13 protein-coding genes are annotated in these 17735 nt (G+C 36.0%); 5 read left to right on the top strand and 8 right to left on the bottom strand.

Translation table 11 applies throughout. The annotated features are described in order from the left end of the window. Positions 1–3 precede the first annotated feature (3 nt). The 8 genes from WH188_RS12810 to nagA all read right to left on the bottom strand — a co-directional run bounded on the left by WH188_RS12810 (position 4) and on the right by nagA (position 14380). On the bottom strand, positions 4–3462 hold the full coding sequence (locus WH188_RS12810) for a SusC/RagA family TonB-linked outer membrane protein (protein ID WP_132769384.1): 3459 nt from the start codon (positions 3460–3462) through the stop codon (positions 4–6). Between the two features lie 57 nt (positions 3463–3519). Further along, complete coding sequence (locus WH188_RS12805) at positions 3520–4737, bottom strand: exo-beta-N-acetylmuramidase NamZ family protein (protein WP_168127625.1); 1218 nt, start codon at positions 4735–4737, stop codon at positions 3520–3522. A 483-nt stretch (positions 4738–5220) separates the two neighbouring features. Then, the gene (locus WH188_RS12800; protein ID WP_132769388.1) at positions 5221–5862 is read right to left on the bottom strand and encodes an N-acetylmuramoyl-L-alanine amidase; all 642 of its coding nucleotides are present in this window, start codon (positions 5860–5862) and stop codon (positions 5221–5223) included. 51 nt (positions 5863–5913) lie between these two features. Beyond that, on the bottom strand, positions 5914–7545 hold the full coding sequence (locus WH188_RS12795) for a SusD/RagB family nutrient-binding outer membrane lipoprotein (RefSeq protein ID WP_021191952.1): 1632 nt from the start codon (positions 7543–7545) through the stop codon (positions 5914–5916). Positions 7546–7549: 4 nt separating this feature from the next. Continuing rightward, positions 7550–10633, bottom strand: coding sequence for a SusC/RagA family TonB-linked outer membrane protein (locus tag WH188_RS12790; RefSeq protein WP_132769390.1), 3084 nt, complete (start codon positions 10631–10633; stop codon positions 7550–7552). Positions 10634–10876: 243 nt separating this feature from the next. Beyond that, complete coding sequence (locus WH188_RS12785; RefSeq protein ID WP_132769392.1) at positions 10877–11425, bottom strand: acyl-CoA thioesterase; 549 nt, start codon at positions 11423–11425, stop codon at positions 10877–10879. A gap of 165 nt (positions 11426–11590) precedes the next feature. Beyond that, a complete protein-coding gene (locus WH188_RS12780; RefSeq protein WP_132769394.1) occupies positions 11591–13198 on the bottom strand; it encodes a glycoside hydrolase family 10 protein in 1608 nt (535 codons plus the stop codon). Positions 13199–13267: 69 nt separating this feature from the next. Then, positions 13268–14380, bottom strand: a complete 1113-nt coding sequence (gene nagA, locus WH188_RS12775; protein ID WP_132769395.1) for an N-acetylglucosamine-6-phosphate deacetylase — start codon at positions 14378–14380, stop codon at positions 13268–13270. 68 nt (positions 14381–14448) lie between these two features. On the opposite strand from nagA, the gene WH188_RS12770 reads away from it, so the two are divergent. From WH188_RS12770 to WH188_RS12750, 5 genes are all read left to right on the top strand, one after another. Further along, complete coding sequence (locus WH188_RS12770) at positions 14449–14580, top strand: DUF6728 family protein (protein WP_310437834.1); 132 nt, start codon at positions 14449–14451, stop codon at positions 14578–14580. Positions 14581–14590: 10 nt separating this feature from the next. Beyond that, positions 14591–14977, top strand: coding sequence for a RidA family protein (locus WH188_RS12765; RefSeq protein ID WP_021191956.1), 387 nt, complete (start codon positions 14591–14593; stop codon positions 14975–14977). Next, on the top strand, positions 14977–15903 hold the full coding sequence (locus tag WH188_RS12760; protein WP_021191957.1) for an EamA family transporter: 927 nt from the start codon (positions 14977–14979) through the stop codon (positions 15901–15903). The genes WH188_RS12765 and WH188_RS12760 overlap by 1 nt, the downstream gene beginning before the upstream one ends. A 65-nt stretch (positions 15904–15968) precedes the next feature. Beyond that, a complete protein-coding gene (locus WH188_RS12755; RefSeq protein ID WP_132769397.1) occupies positions 15969–16673 on the top strand; it encodes a hypothetical protein in 705 nt (234 codons plus the stop codon). Positions 16674–16691: 18 nt separating this feature from the next. After that, complete coding sequence (locus WH188_RS12750) at positions 16692–17213, top strand: hypothetical protein (RefSeq protein ID WP_132769398.1); 522 nt, start codon at positions 16692–16694, stop codon at positions 17211–17213. Positions 17214–17735: the final 522 nt, after the last annotated feature.

The following is a 17735-nucleotide window of genomic DNA, read 5'->3' as shown; positions in this document are numbered from 1 at the left end:
TTATTAAAAATTAACTTGAACACCAAACGATACCGACTTAAAAGTAGGCGTACCAATCCCTGTTCTTCCCGAGTTATAATTCGTGTCATTAAACATTGAATAACCATTTATCACTTCAGGATCGATAGGCAATCCATTTACATGATCTTTTGTAAAGAAATTCTCTAATGACGTATAGACACGTGCTGATTTAATATAAACTTTATTCAGCATCGTAGTTGGCAACGAATAACCCAACGTTATATTTTTAACACGCAGGTATGATAAGTCCAACAGGTATCTCGATTGGATTTGCATATTATTATTCAGATTGTTACCACCATTATTATAAGCTCTAGGATAAAATGCTTCAAGATTATCGGCAGACCAAAAATTATCGGCAATAGTTGAAGGCATTGCACCGTCAGAGGATTGATAGCCAGCAATCGCTAACGAACCATTACCCCACATTTCACGTTTCCCAATACCTTGAACAAACGCAGAAAAATCAAACCCCTTAAAATCAAGACCTAAACGGAAACCATATTCATATCTAGGCGTCTCATTCCCCAAGATTGCTAAATCCCCATGATCATTAACGGTCTTACTTCCATCATTGATAACTCCATCACCGTTTAAATCAGCAAATTTTACATCACCAGGCCCGAAAATAAAGTCACTGCTATTCTGCAAATATCCTTGGTAAGCGCCTTTAGGGTCAGATAATTTATTTACTATTTTACCTTTATCTGTTGTTTTAACTAATGCTCCAGCGGCATCATATTCAAAATCTGAAGCTTGGTACAATCTATCAGTTTTATACCCCCAGATTTCTCCTACTTTTTTACCCACATAATAACTGCTGATCAACTGCGTATCTGTATATTTTAAGATAGTTGATTGTGCATCAGCTAATGTTCCACGCATGTTTAAACCTAAACCATTGCTAAATCTATGATTAAAGTCTACCGCAAACTCCCATCCTTGAGTCTTCATATCACCATAATTCCCTTGTGGTGCTGGCGCTCCAAATGTTGCACTCACATTTCCACTAGGAACAATCATATTTCTCGTATTTCTTCTATACCAATCAAATACAAAACCCAACTTATTATTAAGCACTCTTAAATCAGCTCCTAAATTCAAAGTTTCAATATTTTGCCACGATATATCCGATCGCACAGAAGTTGGTGTACCGATCGCATAAACCCTACTACCATCTGCAGCCAACCAACTCACCTCACCAACAGTCATAGTTGACGTATATAAACTTGGCTTAATCGTTTGATCACCAATAGAGCCCCATGAACCTCTAAATTTCAATTGGTTCACAACAGGCTTAGACCATTCCATAAAACCTTCTTCCGAAGCAACCCAACCAGCTGAAAAAGATGGAAACCATTTCCATTTCAAGTCTGTCGGAAATTTAGAAGAACCATCATATCTAATGTTACCCTCAAAAAGATACTTATTCTTGTAGGCATAGTTCACACGTCCAAAGTACCCCAACTGAGCTTCCCATTTTGCATCACCCGTAGCTTGTTGTGATGCAGTATTAATTCCAAATCCTAACTGAGGATTATTTAAATCTATTAGATTAAATGTTTGCGAAGAATTTTCAGAATAATCTAATGTTACACGGTTCAATCCTGCAATAAATTTAAAATCGTGATCATCATTTACCCTTAAATTGTAAGTTGTCAATGCATTGATCGTATTATTTCGTTCGTTACCAGCTGTCCTTTTATAATGATCAGGATTACCACCATTAGGCGTATACTGATAATAATTTAGATCGTATGCACGCATGGCACCAGAAACATCTGAAGCTACTAAAGCACCTGTATTATCAACATAAACAGGAACGCCATTTGCATCATTTCTAGCCACACCAGCAACCCATGAATCTGCCCCTGTAAATCGTGTTCCTGGATAAGTATTGATCATCTCATTATTTGCAAATGTGTAATCAATATCAAACTTCCAGTTATCATTAATTTTTACTGTCGCTCCTAGATTTAGATTTAAATAATTATTTTGTAGACTGGCTGTATTTGCCGCAGATGTTTCACTCCAAGGACTTCTGATCGCTCTATCATTTTCATCCAAGCCCATTGGATACAGCGAACTCCATCTATACAAATATAACCAAGGATCTGCAGTTGTTGAGTTAGTCGTATACGGATACTGTTTATTTCTTCTAGAGACCATCGCTCCTGCTCTCACAGTCAAATATTTGTTAAGCTCGGTAGAAATCCGCAACGAAGCATTATAACGCTTAAACTTATCGTTGTCAGTAGTTTTCATCATTCCAGCCTGACTGAGAGTAGCCATACTTAAATTGTAATCTGTTTTTCCTGCAGATCCAGAAAATGAAAGATTATGTTGTGACGAAGGAGCAACATCACGAATCATATAATCTTGAGGATCATAAGTTCGTACACCATATTTTTTTGTTGGTTCAGCTGGATTCACATACCAATCTCTTCCATATACAGTTGGATCATTAACACCTAATTTTCCACCATATAGCTTCTCCCATTCTAAAGCACGGTTATAACTTTCACGATTTACTTTATAAAAAGCCCCAGCTTCGGTTCCTCCAACACGCTCTACAGCTTCCAAAGTATATTTCAAAGCATTTACCCCAGCCATATTATAATCGATTGCCGAGCTTTGAAACGAAAAGTTATTTGAATAATTGATATTTACTTTTTCACCTGATCCACCTTTTTTTGTCGTAATCAAAACAACACCAAAGGCTGCTTTTGCACCATAAATTGATGATGCGGCAGCATCTTTCAATACAGTAATCGATTCCACATCAGCAGGATTAACCAACTGAATACTTGGTATTTCAACATTATCCAACAAAATAAGTGGGTTAGATGTTCCTGCAATAGAACCTATCTGCCCACGTATTTTCATAACCGGATCAGACCCGACCTCGCCACTTGGAATAACCACGGTCAAACCTGGAGTAGTTCCCTGAATACCTCTTCCAACATCAGCAATAGCTCTGCCTTGTAAATTATCTTTTACAGAAATTGACGAAACAGCACCTGTCAAATTTCCTTTTTTCTGCGTACCATAACCAACCACAACGACTTCTTCCAAAGCTTGATTGCTAGATTCTATGGTTACATTAACTGTATTAGAAGTTACTGTCACCTCTTTTGTTGCATAACCCACAGAAGTAAATCTTAATTTACTTCCAATTGGAGCAGCAATTTTGAAATGACCTTGGCTATCAGTTTTTGTAGATGCCGTCCCTCCAACAACTACTACGCTTACCTCAGATATGGGCCCATCTGGTCCAGTCACTACCCCCTGAACTGCATTTTGAAGTACAGATTTGGATGAAGCTAAAAGTGACTGTGTTACTTTAGGATTATTTAGAATACTCTCTTTGCTCACATTACTGAAAGACTTAGAAGGCACACTTAATCCCACTGCAACAGAAAATAGTATAAATTTTCTCATTGTATTGTAGCGTTTTAAAATAAATGATTGCTTATATTGATATTTAGTTTGTTTGTTTTATTTAAAATCTGGGTAGATCAAATATTTTTTACGCATCAATTTATATGCGTCTAAATCCTTAGCCCATGATGCTCTAATTTCTTCTTCCGATTTACCCGCAAGAATCTGCAGTCTTAATTGATCTGTTCCCGCTAGCTTGTCAAAAAAGGCAGGTCGAGCAAAGAAAGTTGACTTATCAGGAGTTTTATTGTAAAAATCCAAGAGATATTTCAGGGTAAACTTGTGCTCTGAAGGAATTATATTTCGCAGATCAACACCATAATTAACAGCGCCTTTACCTTCCACATGTTTTGTCATACCATGGCGATCACCTGGAGTAAAAGTAAATGAACCGTAAACTGGATTGGTATAACCAATAATTTGAAATGGCCAGTCCGTTCCACGTCCCACGGAAATATCAGTCCCCTCAAAAAGACATAATGATAAATACAGCCGAACCGATAACGCATTTGGAAGACTTGGTGAGGGAATAACCGGCAGTTCATACATCATCTTATGATCATATCCTTTTACAGGGACAACCGTAACATCACATTGCTTTCCATTTTCTAACCATTTTTCACCATTAACCATTTTCGCCAATTCACCAATTGTCAACCCGTGAATCATCGCTATTTTGTGCCATGAAACATCAGATTTAAATTTATCATCATGTCTTACTGGACCGTCTACTTGATCTCCATTTGGATTAGGTCGATCCAAAACAATCAATTTCTTATTATGTTTTGCACATAATTCCATGACACGATGCAACGAAGTGATATAAGTATAAAATCGAGCACCTACATCCTGAAGATCGAAAATCATAACATCGATAGTGTTTATGATTGAATCCTGTTTCTGATTACCGCCATATAAAGTATATAAAGGCAATCCTGTTTTTGAGTCAACATCATTTCCAAATTTCTCCCCCCTTTCTACATCACCTCTAAATCCATGCTCAGGAGCAAAAGCGAATTTTAAATCCACTTTCTCCCGAAATAATAGATCAACCAAATGTTCCTTTGATCGTCCAACAACAGAAGTTTGATTCCCCATTATCCCAACCTTCTTACCTTTTAGCATTGGTAAATAAATTGCAAGTTGATCTGCTCCAGGTAAGATTTCTGAATTATTAATAACAGAAGAAGTCTTGCTTACAATTGCTGATTTACTAGCACACGAATTGAAAGTAAGAAAACTTGTCAATGCAAGGAATGCAAATAGTCTTTTCATAGTTAAATTAAAATTGATGACAGCATATCTACCATACTGCCAAATAGTTGATAATTCGTCAATAAATGTAAGTAGATGTTTTCGTTTTTTAAATTAAATAACTCATAAAAACGCAAAACAAAGTAAGTGATCACTTTTATTTTATCCATATTCAATTGCTATTTATTTAACATTTTTTAACAGAAAAAATCACTTCAATAACGCAACTAATTAAATAACAACATATTAAACAAAATTTAAAGATGTAAAAGTGGTTCAAATAGTGTAACAGATACACCTTAATGTAACATTACTGATACATATGCAGAATGTAGCATAAAACAGCAAACAACACTTTCTTAAGAAAAAGATAAGAGAAATATCTTTCGGGGATCAAAAGCGACAAAAAAACTCCTCAAATGCAATGAAATCCTCAAAAAAAAATAAATAACAAAAAAAGGAACCCATACGAGCTCCTTTTATTTCATTGATCGATTCGATCTATTATAAAGATAAAAGTTTCAAATCAGTCAGATTTCCCCTCAGCTTTAACATAAAGGCATCCCCTGGATCTGATTTAGACGTAAAATAATCAGGATCAGTCTCTTTCCAATATTTAGTCTTTCGAAAAGCTCTATATTCATGATGGCCAATTACAAAATCAATCGGATACTTACTTTTCAAGTATCTAATCAGCTTCTCATTTGCTTTTAACTGCTTTTCGGTAAGTGGATACTTATCTCCTCCAATATTTTCAATACCGATAGCACAATAGTTTAAACCAATAGTGTGTCTCGCAAACACTGTATCGGGTAAAAACTGATAAATTGTTCCATCTCTGTCAATAACATATTGGGAAGAAACATTTAAAGCACTTGCTTTTCTGAGTTCAGGCCTTCCGGGCAATAGCACTGGATTGAATGTATTAAATGTTGCCTGAACACTGTTATTCGCGGTCCAGTGCACTACTACCATTGTTGGCTTAATAATGGCTTTTTGCTGTACAATACCATGCCTTTTTTTCAAATAATCTAAAGACAATTGCTCACGCTCAGCATTCCAAATAATTGGTTTTTGAATAATTTCAGATGTCTGCGCAAATGAACGAATGGCAAAAAATAAAAATAGAAAATAAAAATATCTCATTTCACTAATATATAAAAGGGTTTACAAAAAAATGTAAACCCTAATTATTTTTTATTTATCCCACCAAATACGTTGATTTTGATATGTTGGCAAATCCGCTTCCGCATTAGCCGCTTTTACTTGAGTTAGGTTATAATTAATTTCATAAGATGGAATTGCAAACCGTCTAGGCCATTCAATTTGCGACGGATAAGCAGTGGCAAATACATGGGACGGCCTTTTAAATCCTTTATAAATACCCGTTGATTCATTGTAATTCCCTGATGCATCCGTACAATAATTCATTCTTCTCAAGTCAGACCATTGCTCAGGGGAGTACGAAAGAGCGATATATTTTTGAATCATGATATGACTTAAAGTTAATTTTCCAGCTTCCTGCACTATGGAAGAACTTGCCATATATGCTGCTACATCAGAAGCCTTAACACCCATTATTTCCATATGCGCCTTGATACCGGCTTGATAAGCGGTTAGCGCAGCTCCCAATTCTCCTTTTTTAAAGCGAACTTCTGCTTCAATGAACTTCATTTCAGAATTAGTTAATAATAATCCTTTACCTCCTTTTTCAGTATACCAAGTTCCTGTTGAAAGTACTCGTCCATTTGCTGCAACCTCCTTACGCATTGAAATATAAACAGAATCTTTATTTGAAAATTTATTTGTCGCGCTGGCATAAACATAAGAAGCAGGGCCTGTTTTTGGCAAATCCGAAGTCATATCTACAAATAAGGTTTGACGATAACTGCCATCTGGATTCTGAGAACTTGGAACTAATAAGTTTAATCGCGGATCAATAACATTAGCATTACCAGAGGGGGCGCCATGATAATTATTGGTAATATAATTATAATATAATTGCGTAATACGGGCTGAAGTCCCAGTATTCCCCCACTGCAAAGAAGCTTTACTCTGATCACTTGTCGTAGCTGTCTCATCGATATATTGTATAATTGTACTCTCATCATTTAAAATTGGAGCTTTCGCCAAAGCGTCTAATACAGCTTGTGAGTTATATGTAGGTAATTTACTATAATGATTTAAAAATCTAGCTTTTAATCCATAAGCTAATTTCAACCAATTCTGTACGTTTCCCTTATTATAAATGTCTCCGGCAGATAATGGAGCTGCTCCAGAAGCTTGTTCTTTAGACAAATCTAAGATAGCCTCATCAATTAAAGCTAAAATTTTGGTGTACACATATTCTCCATCATCAAACTTAGGTGTGAGATTATTAACTTTATCAAACTCGTCATACGGCAACATTCCATATAAATCAGCCATATAACCAAAGCCCCAAGCTTTAATCAGTTTTGCTACTCCAATATAGTGGTAAGCTCCAACTTTAGTTGCACTCTCAATTAATGGATCAATATTTACCGCAGTATTCACATACCATGATTGCCAAGGCCAGCCTGTTGAAGAAGCTGTTGAATTCCACCTGGTTAAATTCCAGTTGTTGTTGTTAGCATTTACAACTGCCAATTGTTGACCTAAAAATGAAGTACGTGTACCTGCAGACTCATATCCATCGATAAACTGAGCCAACATTGATGGCAGTCGTTGTTGAGGTGTAGGTACTGTTGAATTCGCAGAATTAGGATTTTCATTGACATCTAACCATTTACTGCAAGAATTGAGTAGCAATAGTATAGAAGTTGTGGCTATATAAAATATTTTTTTCATTACGTTAGAATTTTAAATTAACACCAAATGTAAATCCAGCAGTTGCAGGAACGCCTGCATAATCAATACCTACCGAACCTGATCCGATAACACCCGCCCCCGCTGCACTTGTCTCCGGATCCATCCCTGAATAATTTGTAAGCAACCACAAGTTTGTTCCGGTTACATTAAAAGAAGCACCTTTGAAAACTTTGGATCTTTTTAAGATAGATGATGGTAAACTATAAGTCAATGAAACCGAGCGTAAACGCAACCAATTAACTTTTTCAACAAAAAAAGGAGTGTTATTTGCATAAATATCTCGATAATATTTTTCTGTAGCAATAACTTCACGCGTTACTGTCTCGTATTCTTTTGTAACTGGATTTAAAGATTTCCCTGTAAAGGTAAGTGTCTGGCCTCTATTTTCTGTTTCTTTACTAAGCCCATAAGTTGTCATCAGATATTCTGTCCCATTCAAGATATCTCCACCTTTACGAAAATCAAATAAGAATGAAAAATCCCAATTTTTATACGTGAAATTATTAGTTAATCCTCCAATAAAATCTGGTTCACGATTGCCAATTGGTGTAGTAGTCAATGTGGATGTCAAAGGATTTCCTGTTTCCCAATCTAATAAAAGATTTCCGTCTGCATCCTTCTGCCATGTTGATCCCGACAGGCCCATAAAATTCCCATTACCAAAAGAAGCAGCTTTACCGTTTCCCACCTGCACATCAGTAACATATAATATTGGGAGTGCCGCAGGAAGCGATTTAACAACACCTTTATTATGTGAAAAATTCAACATCATATCCCAAGTGAAATGATCTCGTTTTATTGGAGTTGCATTTAACGAAATCTCAAAACCTTTATTTTCAATTTCACCCGTATTTACATAACTTAAGATATAACCTGTAGCGTTTGAAACACGAGGTTGTAAGATTTGATCTTTCGAATTATTTTGATAGTATGTAAAATCTAGCCCCAATCTATTTTTTAGGAATTTCAATTCCGTACCAAATTCCATAGAGGTTGTTGTCTCAGGTTTTAATTGATCATTACCTCGTGTCCAGGCATTTCTATAACCTCCACCTATCGTTAATTCAGGACCAAACAAATAAGTATTGGTTTGATATGCCGGAGCATCTTTTCCCACTTGAGCATACGATGCTCGTAATTTTCCAAATGATAACATATCATTCTTTTCCATTAGCTCAGTGAAAATTAAACTTCCTGAAACAGATGGGTAGAAAAATGAACGGTTTTGGATTGGCAAAGTTGAAGACCAATCATTTCTTCCAGTAACACTAAAGAACGCCAAATTTTTATATCCCGCTCTAAATTCACCATAAACACCTAATAAGCGCTTATCCGTGATTACTTGATTTAAATATTTATCTCCATTTTCGGCATTATTGATACTTTGAAAATTTGGAATAGAAAAATTTTCTGCACGTAAAGAATTTGCCTGTATGTGAGTATCTTCAGCAGAAGTCCCTAATAACAAATTTAAATCCCAGTCTTCAGCAATTACTTTATGGAAATTTAACATGAAATTTGAATTCAAATAGGAGTATTGTCTTTTTCCTTCAGAAAGCATACCATTCTGCCAGGCCAATTTGACTGCAGATCCAGGAGAAATTAATGTACTAAAATCCGTAGTATAATTATCGATACCTAGACGATATGTAGCATCTAACCAACTCGTAATTTTAGCAGAGGCATAAGCAGTACCTAAAAAACGATCTGTTTTATCATTTTGTGGATTCTTATTAATCGTCCAATATGGATTATCCGCATTATCTAACAATGGAATATTTGGCAATAATAAATGCTGTGAACCATCAGGATTTATCCAATCTCGCATATTTGAATTTCTCGGCCAAGCAATTATAGATTCCATATAGCCCGAACCAGAACCACCCCATAAACCAGATCCAGTTAAAGTTTTACGAGTTGAGGAACGTGCAAAAGAAGCATTAGCACCAAAGGTAAAGATATCTGTTTTCTGCTCTGCATTAAATCGAAATGTAGTCCGGTCGAAATCTGTTGTTGGCACAACACCGCTCTGTTTAATATTTGAACCCGATAGATAGAAGTTCCCTTTTGCAGATCCGCCAGAAACATTAAATGAATTATCATATGTAGTTGCGGTTTGATAGAAATCTTCCATATTATTATAGATTTTCTCCCCATCTTTAAAAGCATCACCCCAGGATAAGCTAGTTTCAGGAATAAATAAACCATTGTAATATGATCCTTGTTTAAACTTATCCTGTTGCTTTGGCAGACGATTAACCCAATTAGTACCGATACGCGAATTAATACCAATAGAAGTTGCACCTTCTTTACCCTTCTTTGTGGTAATAACCACAGCCCCGGCCGCTGCCCTCAAACCATAAAGCGCAGCAGCAGCCGGGCCTTTTAATACTGAAATAGACTCAATATCTTCGGGATTAATATCTAATGCTCGATTACCATTTGTCGTTGAAATATTTGTATTTCCGTCAAATGCTGAATTATCACCTTGACCAGTCGAATTATCCATGGGCATACCATCAATAACAAACAAAGGTTGATTATCTCTTTCTAAAGATGTGCCACCACGAATAACAATAGATGCCGAACCTCCGGGGGAACCTCCAGAGTTGGTTACATTCACACCTGCAATCTTACCATTCAGAGAATTGATCACATTAGGATTTTTATTCTTCATCAGCTCGTCGGCCTTAATATCCTGAACAGCATAACCTAAAGCTTTTTTCTCCTTCTTTATCCCCATAGCAGTTACAACTACCTCGGTCAATGCTTCTTCACTGTTGGAAAGGGCAATATTGACGGTAGAGCTTGAGCCAACAGTCTGTTGCAATGGTTTGGAACCAATAGTGCTAAAAATAAGCACATCTCCAGGATCTGCTTTAATGGTAAAACTTCCATCTGGATTGGTCTGCGTACTTACTGCTTTGCCTTTGATGCTTACAGTCACATTCGACATTGATGTCCCATCAGATGCATTGGTCACTTTTCCCGAAATAGTTTTCGTTTGTGCCCACAAACTGGTAGATAACATCACTCCCGAACAGAATAAGAGTAATTTTTTATTCATGATAATAATTTAGTTAGTAGCAATTGTTTATATCGGATGTTTCGATCCCGACAGGTTTATACGAATTACTTTACAATAGTATAAAAAGGTTCTAAGCTTTGCAAGATTATGCGTAATTATTTTCAAAAAATGCCATAAAACACACTTGAAAATCATTAAGTTATCATACAATCGATTGATAAACCTTAAAAACAAAAAATACAATATGCAAAAGACCGCACCACTAAATTATTATCACCATCATCACAAATTTATTTTCACATCGTAATGTTGTCTGATATATTCCTGTTGTTCTTGAGAGTCAAATTCCAAATCGAGGGTAGCCCGCTCTCTCTCCTTCTCAATTTCGATTTTAATCACACTTTTATAAAACCGAAAGATCTCCTTTTCACTTTCCAATATAAGTCGCGGAACACGAACAGATTTGCCTTCAGCATTTTTCGCAATCATTGTAAAATATGATGAATTGCAGTGTTTTGTCTCACCAGATTGAATATTCATCGATTCAACACGAATTCCAACTTCCATCGAACTATTTCCTACATAATTGACCGAAGCGATAAGTGTTACCAACTCCCCTACTTCAATAGGCTTTAGAAAGTCCACTTTTCCAACGGACGCTGTCACACAATAATTTCCGGAAAACTTGGAGGCAACTGCAAAAGCAATTTGATCCATCAATGACAAAATATAGCCGCCATGAATCTTTCCGCCAAAGTTGGCGTTAGAGGGTAACATCAACTGAGATATCCGTATAACAGATTCACCAGCTTTTTTATAAGTATCTTCCATATCTAAATATACTTCAGATAAATACGAACTCCAAATCGCTTGTTATCAAGCAATGTAATTAAGACACCGAGACTATAATGTACGCTACCACATCAAAACACGAATTCGCAGAACAAAAAAAAGGGATACCTTTTTGGATATCCCTTTTAATAGATTTATTTTAAATTACTTAATCTTTTCCGCCATATATGGACTCTCATTACTCAGACGGTCCACTGCTTTTACTGCCACATACTGTAACTTTTTACCATTCTTACTTTTTGCAAGTTGCTTGGCAGTAACCGAAGGATCAAAAATCTCATATGACCACTCACCACCATAGTTGCAGTAAAGTATCCAGTGATAAACTTGATCTACTTGTTTATGTTGCCACTTTGCAAAAACAAAATCTTTTTCTGCTGTCAACAACAAAGTTGGCTTCAGCATCGGATTTGCATTCAACCAAGGCGTTCTAGGTATCAATACTTTATTTTGGTAAGGACCTTCAAAAATTGCTCTTGTCATCGTAGGGTTTTTAATTAAACCGGCTAAGCTCCAATGAACAATACCTTTGCTATCTGGCACGATATTACGCATCGCAGCAATTTGATTTACAATTTCAGTTGAATATTCTGCTGTACGTTTCCCGACAGTATTGATACCTGGCCAAAGATGTCTGTGCATTGTATTTTCACTCTCCCACCATTTCAATAAAGTTGTGAAACTTTGCTTAGCAGGCTGTATAGGCCAATACAATTGTGGCGTATAATAATCGACCCAGCCTTTATTAAGCCATAGCTTTGCATCTGCATACAATTGATCATATTGACTAGATCCTTGAATACCTGCCGGATAACCTGGTTTCCAGATCCCAAAAGGACTAATACCAAATTTCACAAAATTCTTTTCAGCTTTTATTTCTTTATAGATCCGTTCAATGAATGTGTTTACACTATTTCTACGCCAATCTGCACGAGCCAATGTACCACCATTCTTTTTGTAATCATTCCAACTGTCATTATCCGGAAAATCCTGCCCTCCATTATATTCCGCATAAGGATAAAAATAATCATCAAAATGTACCCCGTCAATGTTATAACGTTTTACAATATCCATTACTACACGGGCAGCATGGTCTTGAGTAGATTGTTTTGATGGATCAAACCAATACCATCCCTGCTTCAAACGGACAACGGAATTGGGCATCTTTTTAGCCATAGATGCCTCTGTCAACTTACCGCCAGAAGTATGGTGAGCACGATAAGGATTTAACCAAACATGTAATTCAATCCCCCGCTTATGTGCCTCTTCAACCCAAAATTCCAAAGGATCATAATATGGAAAAGGAGCTTTCCCTTGTTCTCCTGTTAAAAAATATGACCAAGGCTCGAGATCACTCTTATACATCGCATCCGACGAGGGGCGAACCTGAAAAATAGCTGCATTGAAATTATTTGCTTTCAAAAATTCTAAAATCTGGATCGCTTCCTGTTTTTGTTCATCCGTAGATAAAAAGTTTTTACTTGGCCAATTTATATTTGCGACAGATGCGATCCATGCAGCACGAAATTCACGTTGCACTTCAGGAAGCTCCACAGCGATTTCTTTTGGTGCTTCAATCTTTTTCTCTTGTATATTAATGTTAACCTTTTCACGTTGCGGTTTATCCTTTTTATCCGGATGCTGTACAATTACAGCAGGTGTGGCTTTTACCTCTTCTGTTTTTCTATTCTTTTTGGAAGAGCATGAAAATAAGAATAAAGCAACTGAAAGTATTAATAAGTGATGTTTCATTAAAAAATGTTAAGGAATTATTTCAAAATAAGTTACAAATGTACGGATTATGGATTTGTATCAAGAGCACTAGCGCGATATTAACTTTCCTTTAACCAGAACATCTTGAAGTTCAAAATTAGAAGTAAAAATGATCACATTAGCTATACTTCCTATATTCAGGTTTCCAATATCTGTACGCTTTAGCAGTCTTGCTGGATAAGTAGTTCCCATCCGTATCGCCTCGTCCAATGGAACACCAACCTGTTGCACTATATTTCTAACCGATTCAAATAAAGAAATGGCTCCTCCCGAAATCGTCCCGTCGGGCAGTGAATAATAACCGTCATTCAACACATGTTGATAGATTCCTTTTGCACAAGCAGCAACTGCATCTGATATCAAAAACAATCGTTCGCCCATTTGTTTTTTAGCCACTTTAACGGCCTCGAAACTGACGTGATGTCCATCTGTAATTATACTCGAACATGCTGTTGGATGATTGAAAATAGCTCCTACCATACCAACCTCCCGATGATGTAAAGAAGACATCGCATTAAATAGGTGGGTACTTGTGGGAATCCCCAAATCAAAACCTTTAGTGCCTTCCTTAAATGTTGCATCACTATGCCCTGCACTTAATAAAAGTTCATACGATTTTAGGTACTCAAGAACATCATCGTCCATACATTCCGGAGCAATGGTCATCATTTTCACAACAGTATTGTGCTCGCCAAGCAAATCCTTAATATTTTCTTTTGTTGCTTTTACAATGAGATCAGCCGGGTGAGCCCCTCTCTTCTTTGCATTCAAGAATGGCCCTTCAAGGTGCAAGCCCAATAATGCATCATGTTTAAAATTGTCAGCAACCTGAATCGCTTCTTGAAAAACTTTAAACGTATTTGTCGCTAAAGTCATCATATATGAAGTCGTTCCTTTTCGAACCAAACGATCAGAAATGCGCTGTAAAGATGCTGAAGTCAAATGCGCCGAAAATAAATCATCACCGTCGCCATATAACTGTAAATCAATGAGACCCGCACAAATATTAGCTCCATTAACAACAATCTGTTCAAAATCAGCTGGAACTTGATTAGGCTCTACTATTGCAGTAATCTTTCCATTTTCAATAAGCAATGTTTTATCTTCAATAAGATTATAATCTGAAAAAATTCTTCCACCAACTAAAGCGAGTTTATTCATTATCTTTTATTTTTGATTGTTTAAAGATAATCATTGCGATTATCAATTTACTAGCGTAACTTAGTTCCATGTACTTTTTTAGAAAAAAAGACCCCAATCGCCCAACGAACGGCAATCTAAAAGCTATGCATATTATTAATGCTATAGCCATCATCGTTTTCATTCTGGCGCTGATTTACAAGTTTTTCTTTGCATCCTAAATACCAGCATATGTCTCAAAAAATTATTTTAAATACCGAAAAAGCACCAGCCGCAATTGGTCCTTACAACCAAGCTATAAAAGCTGACAAAACATTATACGTTTCCGGACAAATTCCTTTAATTCCTGAAACTATGGAATTAATCACAACAGGAGCTGCAGATGAAGCACATCAAGTGTTAAAGAATGTTGATGCCATCTTAAAAAACGCAGGCTATGGATTTGAAGATGTTGTTAAAGCATCTATTTTCTTAAGTAGTATGGATGACTTTGCTACAGTAAATGAAGTCTACGCACAATACTTCACTACAGCACAGCCTGCACGTGAATGTGTTGCTGTAAAGACTCTTCCAAAAAATGTAAATGTAGAAATCTCCGTGATTGCTTGGAAAGATTAATGGCAAACATAGAACAAGATACTGAAGGCCGCGGAAAGTATTTCTTAGCGGCTTTTTTAGGTCCTTTAATCTGGGGGTTTATGGCTGTCCCTATACGCTTATTAAAAAATTGGTCAGCAGAAGATATCCTCCATTACCGCATCATATTAGCCGTTTCACTTCTTTGGCTCTTCAATATCGTTTTCAGAAAGGCCGACATTAGAGCTGATTATAATTATTTTAGGCAACTGCCCAAGAATAACAGAACTAAGATTACCTATCTTACCCTTATTTCGGCTATACTTTTATTTGCAAACTGGTATACGTATATCTACTGCATTAATAGCATCAGTGTACAGGCCGGTGCCTTTGCTTACATCTTATGTCCATTAATCACGACTGCAGCAGGCTATTTAATTTTAAAAGAAAACTTAAATATAGCCCAAAAGGTATCTTTACTTATTGCTATTACTGGTGTATGCATGTTGGCAACCGGATCACTTACAGAAGTATTATGGTCTTTAACCATTGGCTCACTATATGCCTTTTATTTGGTATTACAGCGTATTATACAAGGGTTTGACAAGCTCAATATGCTGGCAATCCAACTTGCCATCTGTACATTATTCATTATACCTCAAATGCTCGTTGATCAAAGTCCAATACCTCAAGACAGCACATTTTGGACTGTTACTTTAACCATAGCACTATTGTTCACAATCATACCGCTCTTCTCGAGCATGTATGCTTTAAAGAGAATATCTTCTTCGACACTGGGGATCATGTTATATATTAATCCCATCATTGCATTCGCACTCGCTGTTACATACTTTCGGGAACAGGTAGATCCTTATAAGTTCTGGGCATATGGCCTTATTTTCATTGCCATTATTATCTTCAATTCTGATAAAATAAAATTTCTCTTTAAAAGGAAAAAACACATGTAGCACAACCTGTTTTAGTTACGTTTACATGGTTAATAAACTAATATTAACCATGTAACCTTAATGCAATGAAAATCTATCGATTTTTTACACTTTCTTTTTTAGTGCTCACGATACTATCGTGTAAAAAAGATCACCTTTCTTATGATGAGCTTTATAAAAAAGCATCAGAGAAATATCAAGAAATGCAATTGTTGACACAAAGTATTTCATGCGGAGACATCAGCAAGTGGTACGTCGATACCTTATTGTTAGATCCAAATACTCGAGGTTACTTACCCGTTTCTCCCACAATAAAAAACAAATATGATCTTCTAAAAAAAGAACATACTAATTTATTAACAAAAGCCATGGACGCTGATGATCGGCCATATCCAAACTTTGTATCTCTACATATGCCTGTACATTTCGGAATCATATGCCAGAATGGATTTGCAAAGGTAAAAACTGTCGAAGATTTCAATACCGAACAGACACGAAAGGCTCTAAACGAAAGAAGTGAAACACTGCAGCATTACTTTAAAGATAAACCATGTACCGCGGCGAATGATTGGATAGTTACTGGCATAAAAAAAGATTGTTCCCAAATATGGATTCCAACCATTGCTAATCAAACATATCGTAATGGATTTTATACAATTCTTACAGAATATAATACCTTATATTTCCATCTAACACAATTAGATAAAGAACTACAAAATTGTACTCCGAATAGTGGCCCCGCCCCCAAATCCGTACGATGTGAAAATAATAAACCGATTTTAGTCTTTTAGACTTTATACTTACTCGATATGAAATTTATAAAACTAGTCAGCTATTTGTTTCTATTTATGTTACTTTTTAGTGCTTGCAAAAAAGACGATTTTACTTCTGAACAATGGTCTGCTAAAGCTGAAGAAAAGAAAGCCGAAATTGATAAACTCATTGCTTCAGAAAAATGTGAAAATTTGAACGACTGGAACATTGAAAAAGTCAGCAACTTTTGGTGTGGGCATGTTTATTTCCCTGTGCATAAACGTTTCAAATCACAATTCAACAAACTATGGGAGGAATATCTAGCACTTAGATCCAACGAAGTCAATGCCGGTATCAAAGAAGGAATTATTTACGAACCCTGTGAGGAGTATATTTTGTTTAATAGTGAACCCACTCAACTTTCCTGCGTAAATGGAAAAGCCAAATTGCTGTACATAAAAGATTTAAGCTTATCAGAAAGTAAAATACGTATTGCCCCTTTAAAAATAAAGATCGACAAATACCTGAATAATCTTACTTGTAGCGGAACCGAAACTGGGGTACGACAATACTCTTAAAAAACTGTGGAGTTGAACATATAGCTTATATTAGAACAGCAGAACGTCCGGAAATCATGAAAGATATTGCACTTTACAATTCCTTAAAAAAGAATATCATAGAACGTGAAAAGCCGAATTGTTCGACAGGAAAATATACATATCCCAAAGGAGTAAAATGCGTCAATAACAAACCCGTTGTTGAGCTCTCAGAATAATAAAACAAACAGCAGTATTTTTAAAATCGGCTAAGCTCTTAAAGTATTGGCCGATTTTTTTTGATCTCCCCCTGTACGTCTGAACATATATTTTATGAGATTAAAACAAATTATGATACAAAACATAATTTCCCTGTAAAAAACATTGAAATAAAACAACCTGATAAATAGCTATTTACAGGAAAAAAATGTTAAAATATATCACATATGTTATAAAACTCTTTTAAATTTTATAGAACAGTAGTACATTAGATTCCTAGAATAAGAATCCTTCTTATTTTTACCTTGTATTGATATTTATTCACATTTGCGAAATTACGTATCC

It is taken from the genome of Sphingobacterium sp. MYb388, assembly GCF_037479535.1.
Classification (GTDB): domain Bacteria; phylum Bacteroidota; class Bacteroidia; order Sphingobacteriales; family Sphingobacteriaceae; genus Sphingobacterium; species Sphingobacterium anhuiense.
The sequence above is the reverse complement of the archived record's forward strand: the minus strand, read 5'-3'. Positions and strand labels throughout refer to the sequence as shown.